The sequence below is a fragment of the Arthrobacter sp. SAFR-044 genome (genome assembly GCF_051965175.1).
Classification (GTDB): Bacteria; Actinomycetota; Actinomycetes; order Actinomycetales; family Micrococcaceae; genus Arthrobacter.
Window position 1 is genome coordinate 35,194 of record NZ_JBQCMK010000017.1, and the last position, 20,659, is coordinate 55,852.

A 20,659-nucleotide genomic window follows, 5' to 3' on the forward strand; every position below is an offset into this window, starting at 1 on the left:
GGGGCCCGGGACGTTCAGGCCAGGGCGTGGATGCCCTCGATAACCTTGAGTACTTCAAGCGGATCGGCGGGATCGACGGGCAGCGGCCCCTCCCCGCGGAGGGCGGCGGCGAGCTGCACGTAGAACTGCGGGTAGGCGCCGCGTTCGGCAGGAACGGGGGACGTTGCGCCGTCGACTCCCAGGAGCCCCCAAGACTCCTGGGGGTCACGTCCGTAGCCCGGATCCGACGGCGGCATCCCCGCCGCCAGGGCAGGTTCCTGGCCGTCAAGACCCCACTTGGTGTACCCGGCCTCGGAGCCGAGGACGTGGAAGCGGGCGCCCGCCTGGGCGGCCATGCCGTTCATCCACAGCCGGGAGCGGACTCCGGAGGCGTGCAGCAGTGACACGAACGCTTCGGTGTCGGCAGCGTCCGGGTGCGGCCCGCGGTTGGCCGTCTCGCCGTAGCTCCGTTCCACCGGGCCGAACAACTGTATGGCCTGGTCGATCAGGTGGGCTCCCAGGTCGTGCAGGATGCCGCCGCCCTCGGAGAGGGACACGGTGTCCCGCCAGTTCCCAAACCCTTCCGGCCGCCACCACTCGAACCGTGACTCGAAGCTGGTCACCTGCCCCAGCGCTCCGGAAGCCAGGACTTTCCGGAGGGTCAGGAAGTCCGCATCCCACCGGCGGTTCTGGAACACCGTGAGCCGCACCCCGCCGTCGTCCGCCCTGCTGAGCAGTTCCTCACCCAAGGCGGACGTCGGCACGAACGGCTTGTCCACCACCACGTGCAGGCCATGGGCGATGGCCGTCGCGGCCAGTCCGAAGTGGGTGTGGGGCGGGGTGCCCAGGATGACCAGGTCCAGGTCCGCGGACAGGGCGAAAAGCTCTTCCGGAGTTCCAACGATCCGTGCCCGTGGGTAGAGGCGTGCCGCCTCGGCCGCGCGCCCGGGCTGGGCCGTTACGATCACGTCAAGCGAGAAATCCGGGTTGGCCGCGATCAGCGGCGCGTGGAAGACCTTTCCGGAGATCCCAAAGCCGACGACGGCGGTCCGGACGGGCGCAGTGGCAACCGTACCCATCAGAGCACCTCGGAGAGGAACCGTTGGAGGCGTTCGCTGCGGGGGTTGTCGAAGAGTTGGGTGGGGGTTCCTGCTTCGACGACTTCGCCTTCGTCCATGAAGACCACCTGGTCGGCGACTTTGCGGGCGAAGCCCATTTCGTGGGTGACCACCAGCATGGTCATGCCGCGGCGGCCCAGGCCCGCCATGAGGTTCAGGACGCCCTTGACCAGCTCGGGGTCCAGGGCGCTGGTTGCTTCGTCGAAAAGCATGACTTCGGGTTCCATGGCCAGGGCGCGGGCGATGGCCACGCGCTGCTGCTGGCCCCCGGAAAGGTCGCGGGGGCGGTGGTCAGCGCGTTCGGCAAGGCCTACTTCGGCCAGGCGTTGGCGGGCTGTGGCCATGGCCTGGGCTTTGGGCATACCCTTGACGCTCCAGAGTGCCAGGGCCACGTTTTCTTCCGCGGTGTGGTCCGGGAAGAGGTTGAAGTGCTGGAACACCATGCCGATGCGGGTGCGCAGGGTGTCCGGGTTGGTGCCCAGGGTGCTGTCGCCGGCGAGCAGCACGTCCCCGCTTTTGGGTTCGTGGAGGCGGTTGATACCCCGCAGGAGGGTGGATTTGCCGGAGCCGGAGGGACCGATGATGCAGGTGGTGGTTCCTGGGGCAACCGTCAGGCTGACGTTGCGCAGGACGTCGATGTCGCCGTAGGCCATGGTGACGTTGCGAAGTTCCAGGCTGGAGCCGTGGAACGTCCTGGCCTCCATGGGCCCTGCTGTGGCGGTGTTTTTGGTGGGGGTGTTCATGTGTTGCTCCCGGTGGTGAGCGGCGAGGCCGCGTCGAGTTCCTTGACTTCCTTCAGCCCGCTGGTGGGCGGGGCGGCGCGGCGGCGTCCGGTGCGGAACTTGTTGTCGAAGTGGTTTACCAGGTGGGTCAGCGGGACGGTGATTACCAGGTAGAACAGGCCCGCCGCGACCAGGGGTGAGAGGTTGCCGGAGAGCACGGCGGCGTCCTGGCCCACGCGGAAGAGTTCGCGTTCGGTGACCAGCAGGCCCAGGAAGTACACCAGGGATGAATCCTTGACGATCGCAATGAACTGGTTCACCAGGGCCGGAAGCACCCGGCGTACACCCTGGGGCACCACCACCAGGGCCATGGACTTGGCGTAACTCATGCCCAAGGCGCGGCAGGCCTCGCCTTGGCCCTTGTCCACGCTGAGGATGCCGGCGCGGAAGATCTCCCCGATGTAGGCGCTGGCGATCAGGCTCAGCGCGATGATGCCCAGCGGGTACGGGGACGGCCCGAAGATCGACTGGCTGAGCCGGGCGAAGCCCTGGCCGATCAGCAGGATGGTCAGGATGGCCGGCAGGCCCCGGAAAAGGTCCGTGTAGATCCGGGCCGGAACCCGCAGCCATTTCGAGGGTGAGATGCCCATGACGGCCACCACCATCCCCAGCACCGTGCCAAGGACGGTTGCGGCGATGGAGATGATCAGCGTGTTCAGCAGGCCGACCGCCAACAGTTGGGGCAGGACCTCGGCCATAGCGCCGAAGTCGAAGAAAGTACGGATGATGGTGTTGAACCAGTCCATGGTTGCTCTCAGACGTAGATTGGGTGGAGGTGCCGGGGCGGGCCGCGGCCAGCGGGGCCCGCCCCGGCCGTGAAGCTGGAGGGCTGGTGCGCGCGGGCTACTTGCTCGGTGCCGGTGAGGCGGAGGCGGCCTGTTCGGCCTTCGGCAGGTACTGCTTAGGCATCGGGGAACCCGGGAACCACTTCTGGTAGAGCTTCTTCCAGGTGCCGTCCTCCATGGCGGCAGCCAGGCCCTTGTTCAAGGCTTCCTTGAAGGCGGTCTTGCCCTTGGCGACGGCGAACCCAGCCGGAGCGTCGAAGGACGGGATGTCCGCGGCGCTGACCAGGCCGTGCTGGTCCTCGTAGGCCTTCGCTGCCTCGTAATCCAGGAAGTGGGCGTCCACGCTGCCGCTGTTCACGGCCGCGATGGCGGTGTTGTTATCCGGGAAGCGGACCAGGCTTGCCGAGGTGAAGTTCTTGACGGCGTACGCTTCCTGCAGGGTTCCCTGGACCACGCCCAGGCGCTTGCCGGCCAGGCCCTCAGCGCTTGAGATGCCCGACGTCTTGGTGGTGATCACCGTCAGGTAACCGGCCAGGTAGCCGTCCGAGAAGTCCACGGTTTCCTTCCGCTTGTCCGTGATGCCGATCGCGGCCACACCGGCGTCGAACTGCCCGTTGGCCACTGCGGCAAGGAGGCCGGAGAAGTCCTGGCCGGTGAAGACGACGTTGTCCACACCGGCCCGGTGGGCCACATCCTTGAACAGTTCGACGTCGAAGCCGGTGAAATTACCCGACGCGTCGGCGAAGGTGTACGGCTTGGAGTCCCCCAGGCTGGCCACGCGGATGGTGCCCGGCTGGATCAGTCCGTAGGGGTTGTTCTCTGTGGTGGAAGCGGCGGAGGTGGAGCTGCAGCCGGAGAGCGCCAGGACCGCAGCCAGTGCTGCGGCGGCGATTCCGGCCGGGCGGAGGTTCTTTTTCTTCACAGCGTTGTCCAATCGTTGGGAGGGAGGCGGTGCTGTCAGGGCCGCCGAAGAAAGTCGCCGATGCTCTTGTTGAGTCCGGTCTCACACCCTAGGATTGAGACCGGACTCACATCGATGGATAGAAATGTAGCGGAAGTCACAGGGGGCGTCAACAGCCCTTCGAAAGGTGAAGATGAGCGCTGAAGGAGCACGGCGGCGGGACGTCACCGTTGCGGACGTCGCAAAGGCAGCCCAGGTCTCCAAGGCCCAGGCCGCCCGCGCGTTGGGCAATTACGGCGCCGTCAGCGACGACGTCCGCGAGCGTGTCCTGGCCGCAGCGGAGGCCCTCTCCTACCGGCCCAATGAGCTTGCGCGGAGCATGAACACGGGTAAATCGCACACCATCGGCGTGGTGGTGGGTGACATCGAAAACCCCCACTTCGGACTTGCAACCCGGGGCATCACGGACACGGCGAAGAAGGCCGGCTACAACGTCATCCTGGTCAATACTGACGAGGACCGCGAGGCGGAAGTGGACGCCGTCCGGGTGCTGCTGGACAAGCGCGTGGACGGGCTGATCGTCGCTCCTGCGTCATCGGTGGACACCGGACATCTCCAGGAGGTGCACCGGTCCGGCCGACCCATGGTCTTCATCGACCGCACTGCCGGGGACATGCCGGTTGAGACCATGGCCGTGGACATGGCGCGGATTTCGCGCGAGGCTACGCGGTACCTGCTGGATGCGGGCCACCGCCGGATCGCCTTCATTTCCACGTTGAGGACTAATGCCCCGTACACCCCCGGGGTGAAGCTGGAGTCCTCCCAGATCGCCGACCGTATCGAAGGCATGCGGGAGGCCTTCCTGGAGTCCGGGCTGGCTTTTCCGGAGGATCTGGTCCGGTTGAACGCGGGCGATGAAGACTCAATCCGCAGCATTACCCGGGAAGTGCTCAGGGGGCCGGACCGGGCCACGGCCGTAGTGGCGTCCGACGGCCTCATCGCCCTCAGCGTTGTGGAAGCGATCCAGGAACTGGGCCTGTCCATACCGGCGGATGTTTCATTCCTGATGTACGACGACTTTGCGTGGACCAGGCTTACAGCCCCGCCCCTCACAGTCATCGCCCAGCCCGTCTACAACATGGGAGTAGCGGCAGCGAAGGCGCTGATCCGGCAAATGGAGGGGCTCCCACCTGCCGCTCCCGCGCAGTTCACGGCAACCCTGGTGCGGCGGGGGTCAGTGGGACCGTGCCGGGCCGCTACCGGGAAACCCGGCCGCGAACAGCTGGCGGGAAAGCCCGCCTGACGCCCCGGGCTCCTACTGGGCGGCGTCGAATCCCGCGAGCAGTCGCCGGGATGCTGTCTTCATGTGGGAGCTCATGGTCGCCGTCACGGCCCCGGCATTCCGGGCAACCAGGGCCTCGTAGATTTTGGTGTGCTCCTTCAGTGCAGCAGCAGCATGCCCTTCGTCCGTGAGGGCCCGGTCCACCCAGATCCGCAGCAGTGAACGGATGCTTTGCAGTAGCTCCTGGAGGACCTGGTTTCCGGAAGCTGCAGCAATCTCGCGGTGGAAGGAGGCGTCAGCCTCCACGAAAGCCGCAAGGTCATCCAGGGTGCCCGCCATTGTGTCGAGGTTCCCCTTCATGCGCTCAAGCGCCTCGTCCGTGATGCGCTCTGCGGCCAGCTGGGCAGCCTGTACTTCCAGCCCGCTGCGTAGCTCAACCAACTCACGCGTGCGGGGTGCTCCAAGCATCAGGCCCCAGCTGAGCGTGCGCGGCAAGAGCTCGGAGACGCCGTCGCGAAGGTAGGTGCCGGAGCCGGGGCGGACCACAACGATGCCCAGGATTTCCAGGGCCGCGAGCGCCTCGCGCACCGCGGAACGGCCCACGCCGAGTGAGGCCGCGAGCGTCCGCTCAGCCGGAAGCCTGGTGCCTGGCGCGATATCGCCGCTGGTAAAGAACGCGAGCAAGCGTTCTGCCACTTCCGACACCACCGAGCCCTGCCCAACGGAACCGAGGGCGGCGCTGATCTTGGCCGTTGCGGCGGCGGATTCTACGGACACCTCCCAAGCGTAACAACTGCCTGGCGTCGTGCAGCCGAGCCAACAGGGGGCAGCGGCAGTCGGTGGAAAAACAACAAGTCAACCGGTTGACCAATTACGTTTAGAGTCCTATGGTGGAACTCACAGCTTCATCCGCCGCGGAACCCCAAGCCCGCGTGCACATGAGACAGCCCCACGCCTCCAGTGACGGATGCGGCCGGGACACCAACACCTAGGAGTCAATGTGGACACCACACAATCGGTGGTCGAAAAATCCGCAATCAGGAAAGTGGCGATCAGGCTTGTCCCGTTCGTCGCGCTGATGTTCTTCATCAACTACCTCGACCGCACCGCCATCTCTTTCGCCGGCCCCAACGGCATGAACAAGGACCTGGCCCTGAACGCCGCCCAGTTCGGCTTCGCCTCCGGCGTCTTCTTCATCGGCTACATCCTGCTGGAGATTCCCTCCAACCTGGCACTGCACAAGTTCGGCGCCCGCCGCTGGCTGGCCCGCATCATGGTCAGCTGGGGCATCGTCTCCCTACTCTTCACCTGGGTGGCCAACGTTGAACAGCTTTACATCCTGCGCTTCATCCTGGGCGTGGCCGAAGCCGGCTTCTTCCCCGGCGCGATCCTTTTCCTGAGCCTCTGGGTTCCCGCCCGGCACCGCAGCAAGATCCTGGCCCTGTTCTACCTGGCCCAGCCGCTGACCACTGTCATCGGCGCCCCGCTGGCAGGCATCCTCATCCAGCAGCACGGCCTCTTCGGCCTCGAAGGCTGGCGCGTGATGTTCCTCGGCGTTGCCATCCCCGCCATCCTTATCGGCATCGTTTCCTGGTTCTACCTGGCCGACTCCCCTGCCAAGGCCAAGTGGCTCACCGCTGAGGAAAAGACCTGGCTGACCGGTGCGCTGGAGAAGGAAAAGAACGAAACGGCCGCGGGCAACAAGCATGCCAGCGTCCGCACTGTCTTCGGCAACGGCCGCGTCTGGATGCTCTCCCTGATCTACTTCGGCTTCATCTATGGCCTCTACGCCCTGGGCTTCTTCCTGCCGACCATCATCTCCGGCTTCGAAGGCATCTACGGCACCAAGTTCGACGTCTTCCAGAAGGGCCTGATCACGGCCATCCCGTACCTGCCGGCAGCCATCGCCCTGTACTTCTGGTCCAAGGACGCCACCAAGCGCGGCGTCAAGACCTGGCACATCGCAGTACCGGCCCTGGTGGGCGGCCTGAGCATCCCGCTGGCCCTGTTCGCCGGCTCCCCGGCAGCCACCATCGCCGTCATCACCATCACGGCAATGGCCATCTTCGCCGCGCTGCCCAACTTCTGGACGGTCCCCACCCAGTTCCTGACCGGCGCCGCCGCCGCAGCCGGCATCGCCCTGATCAACACGGTGGGCAACCTGGCGGGCTTCAGCGCCGGCTACATCACCGGCTGGCTCAAGGACTGGACCGGCGACTACACCGTGCCGATGTTCGTGGTGGGCGGCTTCATGCTCCTGTCCGCCGTCCTGATGGTGACGCTCAGCCGTTCCGGCCGCGTAACCGAGGGCGTCCGCGCCGAGGCACTTGATCCCGCCGGCGCCGGGCAGCACGCAGAACCCTAAAGCAGCCGAAAGATCCGGGGGCGCCTTCCTTTCCCGAAGGCGCCCCCACACCAACCACTGCCCCAGACCCTTCCCCAGCTAGGCCCAGGAGCTTTTCCCATGACCCGCCTGTTCAACGAACCGTCAGCCTTCGCTGACGAAATGATCGAAGGCTTCGTCGCCTCCCACGGACGCTGGGTAAAGCGCGTTTCCGGCGGCGTTGTCCGCAACACCAAGAGCACCCCGGACACGGTGGCACTGGTTATTGGCGGCGGCTCCGGCCACTACCCGGCCTTCGCCGGCCTGGTGGGCCAGGGACTGGCTCACGGCGCCGCCATGGGCAACCTCTTCGCATCGCCGTCGGCCCAGCAGGTTTACAACGTGGCCAAGGCCGCCAACAACGGCGCCGGCGTGCTGCTCGGATACGGCAACTACGCCGGCGACGTCCTGCACTTCACCCAGGCCCAGGAAAAGCTCCGCAGGGAAGGCATCGACTGCCGCAGCATCGCCGTCACGGACGACGTCTCTTCCGCCCCGATCGAAGAGCACACCAAGCGCCGCGGCATCGCCGGAGACCTGACCGTGTTCAAGGTGGCGGCCGCCGCCGCGGAAGCAGGCTACGCGATGGACCAGGTGCTGGAGATCGCCGAACGCGCCAACCACCGCACCCGCTCCTTCGGCGTCGCCTTCACCGGCTGCACCCTCCCGGGCGCAGACACGCCGCTGTTCACCGTCCCGGAAGGCCGGATGGCGGTAGGCATGGGCATCCACGGTGAGCCAGGCATCGAGGAAACAGGCATTCCGACGGCGGATCAGCTCGCCGAACTCCTTGTAGGCAAGCTCCTCACCGAAGTGCCCGACGGCGTGGACGCTACGGGAGCCCGTGTGGTCCCCATCCTCAACGGCCTGGGCAGCGTGAAGTACGAAGAGCTCTTCGTGGTGTACCGCCGCGTGGCCCAGCTCCTGGCCGAGGCAGGCCTGCAGGCAGTGGACCCGCAGGTGGGCGAACTGGTCACCAGCTTCGACATGGCCGGCACCTCCCTCACCCTCTTCTGGCTCGACGACGAACTCGAGACCCTCTGGAACGCCCCCGCCGACGCTCCGGCCTTCCGCCGCGGCGCCGTCACGGCCGAGGCCCTGGAGGAGACGGCGGGCGAGGCCGACGACGTCGACATTTCCATCCCGGAGGCAACCGCTGAATCCCGTGCCGGCGCCGCCCGGGTCCTCGCGGCGCTTGGCGCCGCCAAGGATGTAGTGGACGCCAACGCCGCCGAACTGGGCCGGATCGATGCGGTCGCCGGCGACGGCGACCACGGCATCGGCATGGAGCGCGGCGTCCGAGCCGCCGTGGAAGCCGCCGCAGCCGCCGTCGCGCGCGGTGCCGGCGCTGCCACCACCCTGTACTTTGCCGCCGATGCCTGGGCTGACAAGGCCGGCGGCACATCCGGTGCGCTCTGGGGCATGGCCCTGCGCGCCGTCGGTGACGCAGTGGGTGACAGCAAAGCCCCCGACGCCGGTGCTGTCGCCAACGGAGTCGCCGGAGCCGCCGCCGCGATCATGGACTTCGGCAAGGCCAAGGTGGGCGACAAGACCCTGGTGGACGTACTGGTCCCCTTCCGCGACGCCCTCACCGCCGGTGCCAACAGCGGCAAGCCGCTGGCCGACGCGTGGGATGCTGCCGCCAGCTCCGCCCAGCAGGCCGCCGAGGACACCGCCAACCTGCTGCCCCTCATGGGCCGCGCCCGGCCGCACGCCGAAAAAAGCCTAGGCACCCCCGACGCCGGCGCCGTCTCCATGGCCCTGATCGTCCGGGCCATCCACAACACCCTCAGCCAGAACACCACCATCAAGGAGAACGCATGAGCACCAAACTGCGCCTGGTCATTGGAGCCGACGACGCCGGTTTCGACTACAAGGAAGCCCTCAAGGCCGACCTGGAAGCCTCCGAACTGGTCGAATCCGTGACCGACATCGGGGTGGACCCCACCAGCCACACCCCCTACCCCTCCGTGGCCATCGCCGCCGCCGAACTCATCGCCGCCGGCAAGGCCGACCGCGCCCTCCTGGTCTGCGGCACCGGCCTCGGTGTCGCGATCGCTGCGAACAAGGTCCCCGGAGTCCGCGCCGTCACCGCGCACGATTCCTTCTCCGTTGAGCGGGCCGTCCTGTCCAACAACGCCCAGGTCCTCACCTTCGGCCAGCGCGTCGTGGGCCTGGAACTCGCGCGCCGCCTGGCGAAGGAATGGCTCACCTACACGTTCGACGAAACCTCCGCCTCGGCGGAGAAGGTCGCCCTGATTAAGGACTACGAGGGTGTCACTTCCTGCTAAAAACCCCCAAGCCATCATCGGCGTCAGCCTGAAAATGTACTTCGGCTACGCCCGCTCGGTGGACTACTGCCGCGACGTCGCCGCCATCGCCTTCGCCCACCCGGCGGTGCAGAGCGGCGACATCGAGCTGTTTGTCCTGCCCGTCCTCCCGGCCCTGCCCGAAGCGGCGCGGATCCTCGGCCCCGCCGGGGCAGCCACCGGAGCACAGGACATCTTCTGGGAAGACGAGGGCGCCTTCACCGGAGAAGTCGGCGGCAAAACCGTTGCGGAGCTTGGCGGACGGTACGCCGAGGTGGGCCACGCCGAAAGGCGCCGGATCTTCGGCGAGGATGACGCGATCATCGGCCTGAAGACCGCAGCCGCCTACCGCAACGGCCTTACTCCGGTGTTGTGCGTCGGGGAGCTGCAGCAGGGTTCGGTGGAGGAAGCCATTGCGCGGTGTTCGGCAGAGATCGACGGCGTCCTCAACCGTGCCCAGTCCCTTGGGCCGGCCGGCCGGACCATCGTGGCCTACGAGCCGCAGTGGGCCATCGGCGCCCCTGAGCCTGCCACACCGGAGTACATCAGCGCCGTCATCACGGGGCTGGACGCGCACCTGCGCGGCCTGCCGGGCCAGGAGAACAGCCGGGTGATCTACGGCGGCAGCGCCGGTCCGGGCCTGATCACCCAGCTGGATCCCGACGTCGCCGGCTTGTTCCTGGGCCGCTTCGCCCACGACCCGAAGGCGCTGAAGACCATCCTGGACGAGACAGCGGCCCGACTGGCCAAGGTGGGGGTGGCGGCATGAGCAGCAGGATTGGCCAGAGCAGAATCGGACTGAGCAGCTACGCGTACTTCTGGCAGCTCTCGGACAAGGTCGCTGAGCCGCTGAGCATCCATGACGCCCTGGAGCGGACGGCGGAGCTGGGCGTGGACCTGTTCCAGATCTGCGATTACGCGCCGCTGGAGGAGATGGACGACGCCGGCCTGGCCGCCGTGCGTGCCACCGCGGACTCCCTGGGGATCAGCCTTGAGCTGGGCACCAAGGGCATCCGCCCCGAGCACCTGCGGAAGTTCCTGCACATCGCCGGGATCCTCGGCAGCCCAATACTGCGGACCATGTTCAACACCCCGGGCCACACCCCCACCACGGAGGAAGCAGTGGCCATCTTCAAGGAGGTGCTGCCCGATTTCGAGGCCGCGGGGGTGAAGATCGCGGTGGAAACCTACGAACAGGTCCCCACTTCCCGCGTCCTGGACGTGATCCGCGGTGTGGACAGCCCGTACCTGGGGATCTGCAGCGACCCCGCCAACACCGTCGCGGCGCTGGAGATGCCGCGTGAGGTGATTGACGCCGTCGCACCCTACGTCCTGAACATGCACATCAAGGACTTTGCCTTCAGCCGCAAGGACGGGTGGGTGGGGTTCACCTACTCAGGCGCCCCGCTCGGCGAAGGCCTGCTCGACTACGGGTACATGGCCGGGAAGATCCGGCCGCACGAACGAAACATCAACCAAATCGTCGAACACTGGCTGCCCTGGCAGGACTCCGAGGCGGAAACCATCCGGCTCGAAAACCAGTGGACCCGGCAAAGCATCGAATTCCTAAGGAGCAAGTGAAATGTCAGCAGAAACTTTGACCGTCGCCGTCATCGGAGCCGGAGGCAAGATGGGGCTGCGCGTTTCCCGCAACCTCCAGAAGTCCGGCCACACCGTCTTCTACAGCGAGAACTCCCCCGCCGGCCAGGAGCGCGTCCGCGCCGAGGGCCGCGACATCACCGCCACGGACGACGCCGTCAAGGGCGCCGACGTCGTGATCCTCGCCGTCCCTGACACCGTCCTGGGCATCGTGTCAGAAGGCGTGGTCCCGCAGATGAAGGCCGGATCCATCCTCCTCACCCTGGACCCCGCCGCCGCCTACGCCGGCCTGCTGGCCAAGCGCGACGACGTCGTCCAGGCAGTTGCCCACCCGTGCCACCCGTCGGTGTTCCTGGAGCGCACCACCAAGGAAGAATGGGCCGACACCTTCGGCGGACAGGGCGCGCCGCAGAACGTTGTGGCCGCCATCGACGCGGACGCCCCGGAGGCCACCAAGGCTGCTGCCGAGGCAACAATCCGCACCATCTACGCCCCGGTCATCGACGTCCACTGGGTCACCGTCAAGCAGCTGGCCATCCTGGAGCCCACCCTGGTGGAAACCGTTGCCTGCATGATCGGCACCCTGCTCAACGAGGCCCTGCACGAGACCGTCCACACCGCCGGCGTCCCCGAGGAAGCCGCCAAGGCCATGCTGTTCGGCCACGTCCAGATCGCGCTGACCAACGCCCTGCGCGGCTCCAACCCGTTCTCCGAGGCCTGCGAAATCGCCATCCAGTACGGCAAGGACACCATCATCAAGGACGACTGGAAGAAGATCTTCGACGACTCTGAACTGGACGGCGTCATCGCCAAGATGCTCAAGCTTGAGGCAGTGAAGCGCTAGGACTTCCCGCCACAGCGGCGGCTGCCACCCTGCTCCTCTTCGGACGGGATGGCAGCCGCCGCTTTGTGTTCCACGCGCTGCCCACGCCGCCGCTCAGGCGGCTGGAGGGGCTGTGGACTCGCGGACAATCACGTGGGTGGCCAGCTCCACCCGGTGGGAGTCCAGGACTTCCCCGCGCGCCTGGCGCAGCAGTGACCGCAGGGCAGCCCTTCCCATCTCCTCGAGGGGCTGGGCAACCGAGCTCAAGGAGGGAACGGACTGCTCACCCTGGTTGGTGCCATCGAACCCGATGAGGCTGATGTCCTCGGGGACCCTGATCCCGTGGTGCCGCGCCTCGCTCAGGACGCCCAGGGCGATCGTGTCGCTTCCCGCGAAAATGGCGGTGGGAAGTTCATCAAGCTGGAGCAGGGCTTTGAGTCCCCTGACCCCGCTTTCGGTCCGGAACCGGCCCCCGGAGACAATGTACCGGGGGTCCACCGGCACGCCGGCAGCCATCAGGGCGGCCATGTAACCGTGAAGCCGCGCCTGGTTGCATTCAGCCCCCTCAATCCCGCCGATGTAGGCGATGCGCCGGTGCCCCAGCCCCAGCAGATGCTCGGCGGCCGCCTTGCCGCCGGCCCAGTTCGTCGCCCCGACGCTGACCACGTCAGCGGAAGGCGGATTGAGCGGGTCGATGACCACCACCGGAATCTGGCGGCGCCGGAACGCATTCAGCTGGGCCTCGCTAAAAGCCGAGGTGACCACGATCATTCCCGCCCTGCCCTCTTCCAGGATGCGCTGGGCACGGCGTTCGGGGCTGTGCGGCCCAACGGTGGACTGGCCGGTCACACTCACGAGGATTTCGACGTCGGCGCCGGCCGCGAACTGCAGGATGCCGTTCAGGACCTGGATGGTGTAGGCGGAATCAAGGACGTCGATGACCACTTCCACCACGGTGGCACGTTCCGTGGCTGCGCGGCGCTGCACAGGCGACTGGTACCCCGCCTGCTCCAGTACCGCGAGAATCCGCGCCCTGGTTTCGGGCGCCACGTCGTCCCTGCCGTTCACCACCTTGGAAACAGTTGGAGCCGAGACTCCTGCCTGCCTGGCAACGGTTGCGAGCGTGGGCTTGGTCCGCTCAGGCAATTTGGTCGTCATTGGTTCGCAATCTTTCGAAGATAGAGAGTGCACTAATTCTGGGGAAAGGTGGTTCGAAACGTCAAGCGCGGCTCGGGTTCCGATTTCCGCCCGGAAAAGATCCTCTACGATCCCTTGACCGCAGGGATTTTTAGGGCTTTAGTTTACAGCGTGACTTATATCACCGTTCGAAATGTTTCGAACGAACGTCGGAGCTGAAGCCCCGTACCTCGACAGCAAATTCACAATGGAGAAGCAATGAAGCAACCCCAGACGTCCCGGCGCTCTTTCCTCGCCCTCGCTGCCCTTACTCCCTTTGCCGTAGCCGCAACGACTGCCTGCGGAACGTCAGGTCCGGGCGCCTCGAGCGGCGGTGGAGGCGCCAGCATGTGGTACCTGTCCGGCGAACCGAACCAGACCACCATGCAGAAGGCGGTGGATGCATTCAATTCGGCCAACTCCGCTGACAAGATCAACGTCACCTACTTCCAGAACGACGCCTACAAGACCAAGATCAAGACCGCAATCGGCGCCAACCAGGCGCCAACCATCATTTACGGCTGGGGCGGCGGTGGCCTGAAGACCTACGCCGAGGCCAACCAGGTGGAAGACCTGACCAGCTGGCTTGAGCAGAACCAGGACCTGAAGAAGAAGTTCTTCCCGTCCTCCTTCGGCGCCGCCACGATCAACGGCAAGATCTACGCCCTGCCCAACCAGTACGTGGCCCCGATTGTCCTGTTCTACAACAAGGAGCTGTTCCAGAAGGCAGGCGTCCAGCCGCCCAAGTCGTGGGAAGACATCATGTCCCTGGTCAAGACCTTCAACGGCATGGGTGTGGCTCCCTTCTCCCTGGGCGGCCAGTCGCGCTGGACCTCGATGATGTGGCTTGAGTACCTGCTGGACCGCATTGGCGGCCCGGAGGTTTTCAAGGCGATCTTCGAAGGCAAGCCCAATGCCTGGATGGACCCGGCTGTTATCGAGACCGGCACCAAGGTCCAGGAACTGGTCTCCGCTGACGGTTTCATCAAGGGCTTCTCCTCCATTACCGCTGACTCGCAGGCAGACCAGGCACTGCTGTTTTCCGGCAAGGCGGCCATGATGCTGCACGGTTCCTGGACCTACGGTGCCATGAAGAAGGCCGGCCAGAACTTCGTCCAAAACGGCAAACTGGGCTTCGTCCCGTTCCCCACCATTGCCGGCGGCAAGGGCGATCCGAAAAATGGCGTGGGAAACCCCGCGGCCTACATGTCCATCTCCTCCAAGGCCAGCGACAAGGAAAAGGAATCCGCAAAGAAGTTCTTCAAGGACGGCATCCTGACCGAGACGGTGATTGACGCCTACATCAACTCCGGCTCGGTGCCCATCGTCAACGGCATCGAAGACAAGCTCAATACGTCCGAGGACAAGGAGTTCCTGAACTTTGTCTACGACATGGCCAAGAACGCCCCGAACTTCCAGCAGTCCTGGGACCAAGCACTGAGCCCAACCGCCGCCGAGGCCCTGCTGAACAACATCGACCAGCTGTTCCTGAAGTCCATCACGCCGCAGCAGTTCGCCGAGAACATGAACGGCACCCTCGGGAAATGAGTAACGCCATCTCCACCGCCCCGCGGGCCACTGCCAGGATCAAGGAATCCAGGCAGACCGAACAGCGCAAGGCCGCCCTGGCCTGGCTGACACTGCCCGCACTGTTCTTCTTCCTGGTGTTCGCCGTCATCCCGTTGGCCGGCGTGCTCATCCTCAGCTTCACCAGCTGGGACGGAATCGGTGCCATCGGGGCGGCGGGGCTGGACAACTGGTTCTCCGTGTTGGCAGATCCGGGGCTGTACAACGCCCTGGGCCTGACCTTCCTGATCATGATCGTCTCGTGGCTGGTCCAGACCCCCATCAGCCTCCTGCTGGGCGTCTTCACGGCAGGAAGCCAGCGGTACCGCGCCGCCCTGGCGGTGCTGTACTTCCTGCCCCTGCTGCTGTCCTCGGCCGCCGTCGCCATCGCCTTCAAGGCCCTGCTGGACCCGAACTTCGGCCTGGCAACCGGCCTGGGCCTGCCCTTCCTGGCGCAGGACTGGCTCGGGGTTCCGCACCTTGCCCTGGGCCTGGTCATCTTCGTCATCGCCTGGCAGTTCGTGCCGTTCCACACGCTTATCTACCAGGGCGGCGTGCGGCAGATCCCCAAGTCGCTGTATGAAGCGGCCCAGATCGACGGTGCCGGAACCATCAAGCAGTTCTTCCACATCACCCTGCCCCAGTTGAAGTACACCATCATCACCTCCTCCACGCTGATGGTGGTGGGCTCGCTGACCTACTTCGACCTGATTTTCGTCCTCACCGGCGGCGGACCCGGAAACTCCACCCGGATTCTGGCCCTGGACATGTACCTCAGGGGCTTCCGGGCCAACCTCATGGGTCCTGCCAGCGTCATCGCCGTCATTCTCGTCATCATCGGCCTTGCACTTGCCTTGTTCCTCCAGCGCCTTGGGGGCAAGGACAAGCAGGGCAGCCAATTGGAAGGTTTGTAGGGTGAGTACCGTCCTGAAGAGCAATACGCAGGAGGCCCGGACCGGAACCATTGGCGGCCCACCGGCCGCCACGAGGGGGCTCGGTTCACGGCTGAAGCGGCTGAATATTCCCGGCGGCCTTGGCGGGTGGATCTGGCTCGCCATCATCATCCTGCCGGTCTATTACGTGGTGATCACCAGCCTGAAGACGCAGGCAGGTTACTTTGGCCAGAATCCCCTGGCCCTGCCTGCCTCGCCCACGCTGGAGAACTACCAGATGGTCCTCGAGGCGGATTTCGCAACGTACTTCATGAACAGCGCCATCGTCACGCTCGGTTCCGTGATCCCCACGGTGCTGGTTTCCTTCATGGCCTCCTTCGCCATAGTCCGTGGCAGCGGCAGGTTCCTCAAGCTGGTCAACGGCGTGTTCCTCATGGGGCTGGCCATTCCGCTGCAGGCCACGATCATTCCCATCTACCTGATGATCATCCGGCTCAACCTGTATGACAGCCTGCTGGCGCTGATGCTGCCGTCCATCGCCTTTGCCATCCCGCTGACGGTGCTGATCCTGTCAAACTTCATCCGCGACGTTCCGAACGAACTGTTCGAATCCATGCGGCTGGACGGCTGCAGCGAATGGCAGACCATGTGGCGGCTGGCCCTGCCCCTGACCCGGCCGGCCATCGTGACGGTTGCCATTTACAACGGCCTGCACGTCTGGAACGGGTTCCTGCTTCCGCTGGTCCTCACCCAGAGCCCCGGCCTGCGTGTTCTGCCTCTGGGCCTGTGGACCTTCCAGGGCGAGTTCAGCGTCAACATCCCCGCCGTTCTTGCCTCCGTGGTGCTCAGCACCCTGCCCATCCTGGTGCTGTACGTCATCGGCCGCCGCCAGCTGCTCGCAGGCCTGACCGCCGGCTTCAGCAAGTAACGCCCGGGATTTCCAGAAAGGACTATCAACATGACCACCCCGAAATCCCTGCGGGTCGGCATGGTGGGCTACGCCTTCATGGGCGCCGCCCACTCCCACGCCTGGCGCACTGCACCCCGGTTTTTCGACCTTCCCCTGCAGCCACAGCTCACCGCGGTGGCAGGCAGGAATGCCGACGGCGTCCGCGCCGCGGCGGACAAGCTCGGCTGGGAATCCGTCGAGACCGACTGGCGGCGCCTGATTGAGCGGGACGATATCGACCTCATCGACATCTGTACGCCCGGCAACACCCATGCCGAGATCGCCATCGCCGCCCTTGAGGCCGGCAAGCACGTACTATGCGAAAAGCCGCTGGCCAACTCCGTGGAGGAAGCCGAACGGATGACGCTCGCCGCGGAGACGGCCGCGAAAAACGGCGTCTACTCGATGTGCGGCTTCAGCTACCGGCGCACACCCGCACTGGCCCTGGCCAAGCGGTTCGTGGAACAAGGCCGGCTGGGCGACATCCGCCACATCCGCGCCCAATACCTGCAGGACTGGCTCACCGACGCCAACGCCCCCATGACCTGGCGGCTGGACAAGAGCAAGTCCGGCTCAGGCTCACTGGGTGACATCGGAGCACACAGCATCGACGCCGCGCAGTGGGTCACGGGCCTGAACATCAGCGGGGTATCGGCACTGCTCGAAACCTTTGTCCCGGAACGCCCGCTGGCCGGTGACCTGGTAGGCCTCGGCGGCCACGGCGACCTCAGCAGTGACGCCCCGCGCGGGACAGTCACCGTTGATGATGCGGCCATCTTCAGCGCAAAGTTCGACGGCGGCACTTCAGCAGGTGCCATCGGCGTCTTTGAAGCCACGCGCTACGCGCTGGGCAGGAAGAACGCCATGCGGCTGGAGGTCAACGGCACCAGGGGTTCGCTGGCCTTCGATTTTGAGGACATGAACGTCCTGTCCTTCTACAATGCGGCGGAATCCCCCGACGCCGGCTTCCGCCGGATCTTCGTGACTGAGCCCGAGCACCCGTACGTGGGGAACTGGTGGCCCACCGGTCACGGCCTGGGGTACGAGCACGGCTTCACCCACCAGGTGGTGGACCTCGTCACGGCCATCGGCGAAGGCCGCCAACCGGAACCGTCCTTCGCGGATGCCCTGCAGGTGCAGCGGGTCCTGGCTGCCGTGGAGTCAAGCGCCGCGAACTCCAGCCAGTGGCAAAAAGTCTGAGCACCTACGGCTTCGATCAATCTAGGAACACACATGACACGACCAATCACGCTGTTTACCGGCCAGTGGGCCGACCTGCCCTTTGAGGAAGTGGCGCGGCTTGCCGGCGAGTGGGGCTTTGACGGGCTGGAGATCGCCTGCTGGGGCGACCACCTGGACCCCCGCCGGGCGGCCGAGGACGACAACTACCTGCAGGGCCGGCTGGACATCCTGGAGAAAAACAACCTCAAGGTGTTCGCCATCGCCAACCACCTGACCGGCCAGGCCGTGTGCGACGACCCGATCGACGAGCGCCACCAGGGCATCCTGTCCGCCGAGACCTGGGGCGACGGTGAGCCGGAAGGAGTACGCCGCCGGGCAGCGGAAGCCATGAAGGACACCGCCCGGGCGGCCGCACGCCTCGGCGTGAAGACCGTGACGGGGTTCACCGGCTCCTCCATCTGGAAGGCGGTGGCCATGTTCCCGCCCGCCTCCCAGGCCATGATCGACGCCGGCTACCAGGACTTCGCCGACCGCTGGAACCCCATTCTGGACGTCTTCGACGAGGTAGGTGTCCGCTTCGCCCTGGAGGTCCACCCGTCCGAAATCGCCTACGACTACTGGACTGCCAAGCGGACCCTCGAAGCCATCGGACACCGGGAGGGCTTCGGCCTGAACTTCGATCCCTCCCACTTCATCTGGCAGGACCTGGACCCCGTGATGTTCCTGCAGGACTTCGCGGACAAGATCTTCCACGTCCACGTCAAGGAGTCCATCCGCCAGCTCGACGGCCGCAACGGCCGCCTGGGGTCGCACCTTGCCTGGGCCGACCCCCGGCGCGGCTGGGATTTCGTCACCGCAGGGCATGGGGACGTGCAGTGGAACCGGATCTTCCGCACCTTGAACGCCATCGGCTACGACGGCCCCACCAGCATCGAGTGGGAGGACGCCGGAATGGACCGGCTGATCGGCGCCCCGCAGGCGCTGGCCATGGTCCAGGAACTGGCCCGGATCGCCCCGCCGGCGGCAGCCTTCGATGCTGCCTTCGCCAGCCACTGACCCTACGCATTGCCGGCACAAGCCGGCAGCCAAACAAAGGAACACTTCAATGACAGAACGCAAGAATGCGCTGGTGGTCCGCGGCGGCTGGGACGGCCACCAGCCCTACGAGGCCACCGAACTCTTCATTCCCTACCTCAGGGACAACGGCTACGACGTCCGCGTGGAGGAATCCCCCAAGGTCTACGCCGACGCCGAATACATGGCAGGGGTGGACCTGATCATGCAGTGCATGACCATGACCACCATCGAAAAGAACGAGTTCGCCGGACTGCGGGCAGCCGTGGAGAACGGCACCGGCCTGGCCGGCTGGCACGGCGGCATCGCTGACTCGTACCGGAACACCTCCGACTACCTGCACCTGATCGGCGGCCAGTTCGCCTGCCACCCCGGCAAGCACCCGGACGAATGCATCGGCGAACAGTCGGACAACTACGTGCCCTACACCGTCAACATGCTGCCCGCCGCCGCCGAGCACCCCATTACCAAAGGCATCAAGGACTTCGACCTCGTCACCGAGCAGTACTGGGTCCTCGCAGACGACTACATCGACGTCCTGGCCACCACCACGCAGAAAGTCCGCGAGTGGGACCCCTGGAACCGCGAAGTGACCTCCCCTGCCATCTGGACCCGCCAGTGGGGCAAGGGACGGATCTTCGTGTCCACCCCGGGCCATCGCGTGGAAATCCTCCAGGACCGGAACGTACGCACCATCATCGAAAGGGGCCTGCTGTGGGCAAGCCGTTGAAAGTAGGAATCGTTGGCTGCGGAGCCATCATCGCGCAGTACCTCACCAACTTCCGGCGGCTGGACCAGATCCAGCTGGTGGCCGTGGCGGACCTTGACCCGGCACGCGCCCAGGCAGTGGCAGACGACTACGACGGCGTCCGCGCCCTCTCCGTGGAGGAACTGCTCGCCGCAGACGACGTGGACCTGGTCCTGAACCTGACCATCCCCGCGGCGCACGCGGACGTGGCGCTGAAGGCGATCGCCGCCGGAAAGAGCGTCTACGGCGAAAAGCCGCTCGCCGCCACGACTGAAGAGGCACGCAAGGTGCTGGACGCGGCACGCCAGGCAGGCGTCGTCGTCGGCTGTGCCCCTGACACTGTGCTGGGCACCGGGATCCAGACCGCCCGCAAAGCCATCGACGACGGCCTGATCGGCGCACCCATCTCGGCGTCTGCCACCATGGTGACGCCGGGCCACGAGCGCTGGCACCCCAACCCGGACTTCTACTACCAGCCCGGCGGGGGCCCCCTCCTGGACATGGGCCCCTACTACGTCACCGCACTCGTGACGCTGCTCGGCCCCGTAGTGTCGGTAATGGGTGCCGCCAGCCACACCCGGAATGAGCGGACCATCGGATCGGGGCCGCGCCAGGGGGAAAAGGTACCTGTAAACATCGATTCCCACGTCACCGGGGTCCTGGTCCACGCTTCCGGGGCACTGTCCACGCTCTTCATGAGCTTTGACGCCGTGAAGTCCAAGTCGCCGAACATCGAGATCCACGGCGAGCGCGGATCCCTGGTGGTGCCGGACCCCAACCACTTCGACGGCGACGTCCAGCTGTTCTCCCTGGGCGCCGAGGACTGGGAAACCCTGCCCGTGTCCGCCGGCTACGTTGATTCCGGCCGCGGGTTCGGCATCGCGGACCTGGCCGCCACGCCGCAGGGAAAGGAGCCCCGGGCGGGCGGCGCCTTGGCCTACCACGCCCTGGAAGTCATGGAGTCCGTGCTGGAGTCCGCCCGCCGGGGCACGGCAGTGGCCATCCAAAGCACTGTCGAGCGGCCTGACAGCGTGGAGCTGACGGTCCTGGCTGAGCAAGCGGAGGCACTCCAGTCCAAGTAGCGATACGGAACCGCGCCGCCGAAGCAGT

20 protein-coding genes are annotated in these 20,659 nt (G+C 65.9%); 14 read left to right on the top strand and 6 right to left on the bottom strand.

Going from position 1 to position 20,659, the window contains the following annotated elements; all coding sequences use genetic code 11:
• Positions 1–14 precede the first annotated feature (14 nt).
• The 4 genes from ACTHQS_RS19470 to ACTHQS_RS19485 all read right to left on the bottom strand — a co-directional run bounded on the left by ACTHQS_RS19470 (position 15) and on the right by ACTHQS_RS19485 (position 3,586).
• Positions 15–1,058: a Gfo/Idh/MocA family protein gene (locus ACTHQS_RS19470; protein WP_440172149.1), complete on the bottom strand. Its 1,044-nt coding sequence runs from the start codon at positions 1,056–1,058 to the stop codon at positions 15–17.
• Positions 1,058–1,840 (bottom strand): amino acid ABC transporter ATP-binding protein, encoded by a 783-nt coding sequence (locus ACTHQS_RS19475; protein ID WP_440172151.1) that lies wholly within the window; start codon positions 1,838–1,840, stop codon positions 1,058–1,060. The genes ACTHQS_RS19470 and ACTHQS_RS19475 overlap by 1 nt, the downstream gene beginning before the upstream one ends.
• Positions 1,837–2,625, bottom strand: a complete 789-nt coding sequence (locus ACTHQS_RS19480; RefSeq protein ID WP_159634867.1) for an amino acid ABC transporter permease — start codon at positions 2,623–2,625, stop codon at positions 1,837–1,839. The genes ACTHQS_RS19475 and ACTHQS_RS19480 overlap by 4 nt, the downstream gene beginning before the upstream one ends.
• 97 nt (positions 2,626–2,722) lie before the next feature.
• Complete coding sequence (locus ACTHQS_RS19485) at positions 2,723–3,586, bottom strand: ABC transporter substrate-binding protein (protein WP_440172153.1); 864 nt, start codon at positions 3,584–3,586, stop codon at positions 2,723–2,725.
• Positions 3,587–3,758: 172 nt separating this feature from the next.
• Here ACTHQS_RS19485 and ACTHQS_RS19490 point away from each other — a divergent pair, with 172 nt between their 5' ends.
• Positions 3,759–4,868, top strand: coding sequence for a LacI family DNA-binding transcriptional regulator (locus ACTHQS_RS19490; RefSeq protein ID WP_440172154.1), 1,110 nt, complete (start codon positions 3,759–3,761; stop codon positions 4,866–4,868).
• Between the two features lie 12 nt (positions 4,869–4,880).
• Here ACTHQS_RS19490 and ACTHQS_RS19495 read toward each other — a convergent pair whose 3' ends face one another.
• Positions 4,881–5,624, bottom strand: a complete 744-nt coding sequence (locus ACTHQS_RS19495) for a FadR/GntR family transcriptional regulator (protein WP_440172156.1) — start codon at positions 5,622–5,624, stop codon at positions 4,881–4,883.
• A gap of 223 nt (positions 5,625–5,847) precedes the next feature.
• Here ACTHQS_RS19495 and ACTHQS_RS19500 point away from each other — a divergent pair, with 223 nt between their 5' ends.
• The 6 genes from ACTHQS_RS19500 to ACTHQS_RS19525 all read left to right on the top strand — a co-directional run bounded on the left by ACTHQS_RS19500 (position 5,848) and on the right by ACTHQS_RS19525 (position 11,982).
• On the top strand, positions 5,848–7,212 hold the full coding sequence (locus ACTHQS_RS19500; RefSeq protein ID WP_440172158.1) for an MFS transporter: 1,365 nt from the start codon (positions 5,848–5,850) through the stop codon (positions 7,210–7,212).
• Between the two features lie 99 nt (positions 7,213–7,311).
• Positions 7,312–9,054, top strand: coding sequence for a dihydroxyacetone kinase family protein (locus ACTHQS_RS19505; protein ID WP_440172159.1), 1,743 nt, complete (start codon positions 7,312–7,314; stop codon positions 9,052–9,054).
• Positions 9,051–9,521, top strand: coding sequence for a ribose-5-phosphate isomerase (locus tag ACTHQS_RS19510; protein ID WP_440172162.1), 471 nt, complete (start codon positions 9,051–9,053; stop codon positions 9,519–9,521). The genes ACTHQS_RS19505 and ACTHQS_RS19510 overlap by 4 nt, the downstream gene beginning before the upstream one ends.
• Positions 9,505–10,308: a triose-phosphate isomerase family protein gene (locus ACTHQS_RS19515; protein WP_440172165.1), complete on the top strand. Its 804-nt coding sequence runs from the start codon at positions 9,505–9,507 to the stop codon at positions 10,306–10,308. The genes ACTHQS_RS19510 and ACTHQS_RS19515 overlap by 17 nt, the downstream gene beginning before the upstream one ends.
• Complete coding sequence (locus tag ACTHQS_RS19520; protein WP_440172168.1) at positions 10,305–11,120, top strand: sugar phosphate isomerase/epimerase family protein; 816 nt, start codon at positions 10,305–10,307, stop codon at positions 11,118–11,120. The genes ACTHQS_RS19515 and ACTHQS_RS19520 overlap by 4 nt, the downstream gene beginning before the upstream one ends.
• A 1-nt stretch (position 11,121) precedes the next feature.
• Complete coding sequence (locus ACTHQS_RS19525) at positions 11,122–11,982, top strand: phosphogluconate dehydrogenase C-terminal domain-containing protein (RefSeq protein WP_440172171.1); 861 nt, start codon at positions 11,122–11,124, stop codon at positions 11,980–11,982.
• Between the two features lie 93 nt (positions 11,983–12,075).
• On the opposite strand, the gene ACTHQS_RS19530 is transcribed toward ACTHQS_RS19525, so the two are convergent.
• Positions 12,076–13,119 (bottom strand): LacI family DNA-binding transcriptional regulator, encoded by a 1,044-nt coding sequence (locus tag ACTHQS_RS19530; protein WP_440172173.1) that lies wholly within the window; start codon positions 13,117–13,119, stop codon positions 12,076–12,078.
• Positions 13,120–13,356: 237 nt separating this feature from the next.
• Here ACTHQS_RS19530 and ACTHQS_RS19535 point away from each other — a divergent pair, with 237 nt between their 5' ends.
• The 7 genes from ACTHQS_RS19535 to ACTHQS_RS19565 are packed head-to-tail and all read left to right on the top strand — an operon-like array spanning position 13,357 to position 20,631.
• A complete protein-coding gene (locus ACTHQS_RS19535; protein ID WP_440172176.1) occupies positions 13,357–14,685 on the top strand; it encodes an extracellular solute-binding protein in 1,329 nt (442 codons plus the stop codon).
• Entirely contained in the window at positions 14,682–15,617 is a 936-nt protein-coding gene (locus ACTHQS_RS19540; protein WP_440172179.1) for a carbohydrate ABC transporter permease, read from the top strand. The genes ACTHQS_RS19535 and ACTHQS_RS19540 overlap by 4 nt, the downstream gene beginning before the upstream one ends.
• 1 nt (position 15,618) lies before the next feature.
• A complete protein-coding gene (locus ACTHQS_RS19545) occupies positions 15,619–16,524 on the top strand; it encodes a carbohydrate ABC transporter permease (RefSeq protein ID WP_440172181.1) in 906 nt (301 codons plus the stop codon).
• Positions 16,525–16,554: 30 nt separating this feature from the next.
• Entirely contained in the window at positions 16,555–17,745 is a 1,191-nt protein-coding gene (locus ACTHQS_RS19550; protein ID WP_440172183.1) for a Gfo/Idh/MocA family protein, read from the top strand.
• 33 nt (positions 17,746–17,778) lie between these two features.
• The gene (locus tag ACTHQS_RS19555; protein ID WP_440172185.1) at positions 17,779–18,783 is read left to right on the top strand and encodes a sugar phosphate isomerase/epimerase family protein; all 1,005 of its coding nucleotides are present in this window, start codon (positions 17,779–17,781) and stop codon (positions 18,781–18,783) included.
• Positions 18,784–18,832: 49 nt separating this feature from the next.
• Complete coding sequence (locus ACTHQS_RS19560) at positions 18,833–19,531, top strand: ThuA domain-containing protein (protein ID WP_440172187.1); 699 nt, start codon at positions 18,833–18,835, stop codon at positions 19,529–19,531.
• Positions 19,516–20,631, top strand: coding sequence for a Gfo/Idh/MocA family protein (locus ACTHQS_RS19565; RefSeq protein WP_440172189.1), 1,116 nt, complete (start codon positions 19,516–19,518; stop codon positions 20,629–20,631). Before ACTHQS_RS19560 ends, ACTHQS_RS19565 begins: the two co-directional genes overlap by 16 nt.
• Positions 20,632–20,659: the final 28 nt, after the last annotated feature.

Coding starts and splice junctions, on each gene's coding strand:
- ACTHQS_RS19480 (WP_159634867.1), bottom strand. CDS start 2,625: ATGGACTGGTTCAACACCATCATCCGTACTTTCTTCGACTTCGGCGCT.
- ACTHQS_RS19535 (WP_440172176.1), top strand. CDS start 13,357: ATGAAGCAACCCCAGACGTCCCGGCGCTCTTTCCTCGCCCTCGCTGCC.
- ACTHQS_RS19555 (WP_440172185.1), top strand. CDS start 17,779: ATGACACGACCAATCACGCTGTTTACCGGCCAGTGGGCCGACCTGCCC.
- ACTHQS_RS19490 (WP_440172154.1), top strand. CDS start 3,759: ATGAGCGCTGAAGGAGCACGGCGGCGGGACGTCACCGTTGCGGACGTC.
- ACTHQS_RS19550 (WP_440172183.1), top strand. CDS start 16,555: ATGACCACCCCGAAATCCCTGCGGGTCGGCATGGTGGGCTACGCCTTC.
- ACTHQS_RS19510 (WP_440172162.1), top strand. CDS start 9,051: ATGAGCACCAAACTGCGCCTGGTCATTGGAGCCGACGACGCCGGTTTC.
- ACTHQS_RS19505 (WP_440172159.1), top strand. CDS start 7,312: ATGACCCGCCTGTTCAACGAACCGTCAGCCTTCGCTGACGAAATGATC.
- ACTHQS_RS19560 (WP_440172187.1), top strand. CDS start 18,833: ATGACAGAACGCAAGAATGCGCTGGTGGTCCGCGGCGGCTGGGACGGC.
- ACTHQS_RS19520 (WP_440172168.1), top strand. CDS start 10,305: ATGAGCAGCAGGATTGGCCAGAGCAGAATCGGACTGAGCAGCTACGCG.
- ACTHQS_RS19540 (WP_440172179.1), top strand. CDS start 14,682: ATGAGTAACGCCATCTCCACCGCCCCGCGGGCCACTGCCAGGATCAAG.
- ACTHQS_RS19525 (WP_440172171.1), top strand. CDS start 11,122: ATGTCAGCAGAAACTTTGACCGTCGCCGTCATCGGAGCCGGAGGCAAG.
- ACTHQS_RS19470 (WP_440172149.1), bottom strand. CDS start 1,058: ATGGGTACGGTTGCCACTGCGCCCGTCCGGACCGCCGTCGTCGGCTTT.
- ACTHQS_RS19475 (WP_440172151.1), bottom strand. CDS start 1,840: ATGAACACCCCCACCAAAAACACCGCCACAGCAGGGCCCATGGAGGCC.
- ACTHQS_RS19530 (WP_440172173.1), bottom strand. CDS start 13,119: ATGACGACCAAATTGCCTGAGCGGACCAAGCCCACGCTCGCAACCGTT.